Consider the following 4,648-nt stretch of genomic DNA (forward strand, 5'->3'; position numbering starts at 1 on the left):
GCCGAACCTCATGGCCGAGCTTCGTCAGTTCCCGGGCCCAGTGATGGGACGTTCCGCACGCCTCCATGCCGACCAGGCATCGAGGCAGCTTGGCGAAGAACGGCACGACCTGCGCCCGGCGTAGCGCCTTGCGAACGACGATGTGCCCAGCTGCATCAACGGCGTGAACCTGGAAAATGCTCTTGGCCAGATCGATGCCGACGGTGGTGATCTCCATGGGGATGGCTCCTGCATCTGCGTGGCTGCTGCTTTGACAGCAACCACATCTTGGCACCGAGATACCGTCAGTCGGAGCGGGAGCCATCCACCCCATCTGCTTTCAGACAGGCAGCCAATTTCCGCTGATGGCGCATGTCGTAAGTGATCTCAGCTCCGAACGGTCGTATGGCGCCGCCCCGCGCTTCCGCTCGGGCCGAAACCGCACTTAGGCGGGGATCGGCGAGCCGTCCCAGGCGAAGACGCCGCCGGTGTCGTTCGCGCCTAGACCGCTCAGCACGCGCAGGAGATGCGCCGCGCTCTCCTCAGGCGAGAAGACACCATCGGCCGTTGGATCTGGCCGGAAGGGCCGCGACAGGTCGGAGGCGACCGTGCCCGGATGTAGGCCTACAACGATCGCCTCCGGTCGGCTGCGGGCGACTTCGATCGCGAGCGTTCGCAGAATCTGGTTCAGCGCCGCCTTCGAGGCGCGGTAGGCGTACCAGCCGCCGAGTCGGTTGTCGCCGATCGATCCGACCCGCGCCGACAAGGCCGCGAACACGCATCGCTCCCCTGGCGCCAGCAAGGGCACGAAGTGCTTGGCGACGAGCGCAGGGCCGATCGTGTTGACTGAGAAGACGGTGGCCATCGCGGCAGGGTCAAGCGCCTTGACCGTCTTCTCGGGCGAGACGCCCGCCCGGTGAAGAAGGCCGGTGGCGACGATGACCAGACCGACCTGTCCGGCTTCGCCGACCCTAGCCGCCGCCGCCGCAATCGTCGCTTCGTCGCACAGGTCGATCGGAACGGTTCGGACGCCCTGCGGGAATGACGCTTCTGAGCGCGAGAGCGCAAAGATTGGCGCGTAGGTCCGAGCCTCCGCGAGGGCGCGGATCAAGGCCCCACCTATGCCGCCGGACGCACCGACGACGACCGCGCTGGTCAGGCGCAAGGGGATCAAGCCGCGGAATCCCTATCGACCGCGGAGCCTCGGCGCCCGCGGTGAAAGATCAGACTGCGGTTGTTGGCCGGCATCACGACGCGCTCGGCCAGATGCAGATCGTGCGCTCGGGCGGCGGCCGCGACTGCCTCGATGTCGCGGATCCCCCAGGAGGCATTCCTCGCGCGCAGGCTGTCGTCGAACGCGGCGTTGCTCGGCGCGGTGTGCGCGCCATCCTCCCGGAAAGGACCGTAGAGGTAGAGGACACCACCTTCCGCGAGCGTCGCTTCCGCGCCAGCCATCAGCCCGATGGTCGCGTCCCAGGGTGCGATGTGGATCATGTTGATCGCGACGACCACATCAGCCCACGCCGCTGGCCACGGGTGACGGATCGCGTCGATCGCCAGCGGCGACCGGATGTTCGCCAACCCGGCGGCGCGGGCATGGGCGACGATGCTGCGACGGGCCGCTTCGTCGGGGTCGCTGGGCTGCCAGACGAGCGCGGGTAGCGCGCGAGCGAAATGGACGGCATGCTCACCGGACCCGCTCGCGATCTCGAGGACGAGACCGCTGGGCGGGAGAACGCGTTTGAGGACTTCGGTGATAAAGGCGGCGTTGCGAGCTGCGGCCGGCGAGAACAGGGCATCGGGCATGAGCCTCTTCTACGAGCGGCCGATACCGAGCGCATACCTCTTTGTCGCGACACGCCTGATTCGAGCTGACTATCCGCTCCAGCCCAGAGCGCGCCGCTACGACGGGCGGATCGCGGTGAGATGCTGATGGCTCCTTAGAAGGAGTTCCATCATGCCTCCAGCCAGCGATACCGCTCGCCGTCCGTGAAACCTCGGCCGTCTCATTGGCCCCAAGCCTCCGTTCCAGCCAAGCACATCTGGGCGATCCGCACTCGCTTGCAGCACGAGGGCCGCACGCGCGATCTCGCCCTGTTCATCACCGCCATCGACAGCAAACTGAGCGGCTGCGATCTCGTTCGCCTACGCGTAGCCGGTGTCCACCTCGGTGACGGCGTCCGCCTGCGCACAACCATCGTTCAGCAAAAGACCGGTCGGCCCGTACCCTTCGAGCTGACCGAAACCACCCGCGAGACGCTTGCGGCTTGGCTGCAGCTGCGGGGTCTACGTGCCGGGGACTGGCTGTTCCCGAGCCGAAGCCGCCCGGGCGAGCATCTCACGACGCGCCAGTATGGCCCGCTCGTCGATGAGTGGGTGGCGCTGATTGGCCTCGAGCCGGCGGGCTACGGCACGCACAGCCTGCGCCGGACGAAGGTCGCGCTGATCTACCGGCGAACGGGCAACCTACGAGCCTGCCAGCTGCTTCTCGGGCACACCAAGCTTCAGAGCACGGTACGCTACCTCGTCATCGAGGCAGATGATGCCTGGTGATGTCGGAGCAGACCGACATCTGGTAGTCACTGCGGCGGCCCCTGAGGCCGTCGCACCTACCCCGCGCCTTCGTCCGAGAAGGGTGGGGAGCGGACCCTGCACCTTCGCCCTAAAGCGGACGTTCCGCCCCCGACCCATGTCGGTCGTCCGGAACGCCGTCGGCTCTTCAGCAAAGCAACCATTCGTAGGCTGCCCGGTCATTGCGGCTTGGGCTGGCAGCCGAACCTAGCGTCCCATAAAATGCGGACCTGTAGGCGTGTTTGCATCAGGAGACAGAGCAGTCGGACGCCATGTGAAGCTGTCGCCTGCAGGCTGACGAGCATCAAGGCGCCAGCCGCGACGCGACGCCAAAGCAGATGAAACATCCGGCGGCGCTCGAGGATCGTCCGCAGGTCCTCAACCTGCTCGACAGCACCTCACGACCGGCCACCGTCGCGTCGGGCCTCAGGGCGACAAAGCCACCGACCAGAAAAGGGAGAGAAGGGCTCTAAAGAGTGCCTGTGAGCGGACGTGTCACCGCGTGATCTCATGGTGGCCGTCAACTATCGACCGGCGCGCCCAAGCGATCTCGATCGTTCAGGTTCGACGCGCAACAATCTTAGCGTTCGACCATTTTAACAGTGCGATATTTTTAAATGTAACTGCCAGGCTTGTGAAATATCATTAACGCTCATGCGCGATAGCCTGCAATTCTACCCCAGCGGTCAGGTATCGGCGGTGGCTTCCTACGTCTGGTAGCAAGCGTGTGTGATACGCGCCGAGGCACCATCGTCCTTACTCCGCCCTCGCGCAGTTCCCCGCAGGATCTCATGGCATTCCACGTAGGCACCCGCATACAGCTCATTACCCTGACCGCTCTCGGCGGTATGGCAATGCTCATCGGGCTGGCGGCCTGGGACATGTCTCAGACGGTCACGGACGCGCGAGAGTTGAAGACGCGTGATCTCGTAGAGGCGGCGCAAGGGGTCCTCGCCTATTTTGAAGGCGAGGAGCGCGCCGGCCGGATGAGCCGCGATGCCGCCCAGCACGCGGCGGTAGCGGCTGTTCGTGGCCTACACTACGCGGGCAGCGAGTACTTCTGGATCCAGGACATGCAACCGCGCATGGTGTTGCATCCCAAGGCCGACCTTGTCGGCAAGGATATCACCGACATCGTCGACCCGGCGGGGAAGCATCTGTTCGTGGATGTGGTCGAACGGGTGAAGCAGTCGGGCGCGGGCTTCGTCCCATATCAGTGGCCCAAGCCCGGTATGGATCAACCGGTGGCGAAGATTTCCTATGTAAAAGGCTTCGCGCCTTGGGGATGGATCATCGGATCGGGCATCTACGCGGACGACACGGCGGCGCAAATGCGGCCGACCTTGATGCGTCTGCTCGGCGGCGCGGCCATCGTTGCGGTGATGATCGGTCTTCTCGCGACAATTATAGGCCGGAGCGTGGTGCGGCCGGTGCGGGCCATGACGGCGTTCATGACCGGTCTCGCCGCGGGGGACTTGAGCAAAGAGGTGCCGGCCAAGGAACGTCGCGACGAGATCGGTGCGATGGCTGCCGCCGTCCAGGTGTTTAAGGACAACCTGATCCGGACGCGCGCTATCGAAGCGGAGACCGCGCAGGGCGATCTAGCGGCGGAGGCGCAGCGCAAGGCGGGGATGCGCCAGATGGCCGACGACTTCGAAGCGGCGGTGGGTGGCATCGTCGGGATGGTGTCGTCCTCGGCGACCAAGCTGCAGGCCACCGCCCGGGCCCTGACCGCGTCGGCGACCGAGACGGCGAGCCAGTCCACCACGGTGGCGACGGCCGCCGAGGAGGCCGGCACCAACGTCACCACGGTGGCGGCGGCAGCCGAGGAGCTCGGCTCCTCGGTGGCCGAGATCGGCCGGCAGGTGGGCGGCTCGGCCGAGCTCGCGCATCTGGCCGTGCGCGCGGCCGACCAGACCCGCGCCCGGGTGCAGGCTCTGCGCGCGGCGGGGTCGCGGATCGTCGCCGTGGTCGGGCTGATCTGGGACATCGCCGGCCAGACCAGCCTGCTGGCCCTCGAGGCCACCGTAGAGGCGGCACGTGCAGGCGCCGCCGGCAAGGGCGTCGCCGTCGTCGCGGCGGAGGTGAAGGCGCTGGC

The 4,648-nt window shown here is 66.4% G+C and carries 3 protein-coding genes and 2 pseudogenes; 2 read left to right on the forward strand and 3 right to left on the reverse strand.

Going from position 1 to position 4,648, the window contains the following annotated elements:
- The 3 genes and pseudogenes from MKK70_RS20485 to MKK70_RS20495 all read right to left on the reverse strand — a co-directional run.
- Window positions 1-217, reverse strand: a pseudogene (locus MKK70_RS20485) (IS110 family transposase); the annotation flags it as partial.
- A 207-nt stretch (window positions 218-424) separates the two neighbouring features.
- On the reverse strand, window positions 425-1,150 hold the full coding sequence (locus tag MKK70_RS20490) for an SDR family NAD(P)-dependent oxidoreductase (RefSeq protein WP_243949575.1): 726 nt from the start codon (window positions 1,148-1,150) through the stop codon (window positions 425-427).
- Window positions 1,150-1,785: a DUF938 domain-containing protein gene (locus MKK70_RS20495; protein WP_243949572.1), complete on the reverse strand. Its 636-nt coding sequence runs from the start codon at window positions 1,783-1,785 to the stop codon at window positions 1,150-1,152. Before MKK70_RS20495 ends, MKK70_RS20490 begins: the two co-directional genes overlap by 1 nt.
- A 202-nt stretch (window positions 1,786-1,987) precedes the next feature.
- Here MKK70_RS20495 and MKK70_RS20500 point away from each other — a divergent pair.
- Window positions 1,988-2,558, forward strand: a pseudogene (locus MKK70_RS20500) (tyrosine-type recombinase/integrase).
- Window positions 2,559-3,341: 783 nt separating this feature from the next.
- On the forward strand, window positions 3,342-4,648 hold a 1,307-nt coding region (locus MKK70_RS20505), incomplete at its 3' end, for a cache domain-containing protein (RefSeq protein WP_243949574.1).

This window comes from Methylobacterium sp. E-041, from assembly GCF_022829665.1.
GTDB lineage: Bacteria > Pseudomonadota > Alphaproteobacteria > Rhizobiales > Beijerinckiaceae > Methylobacterium.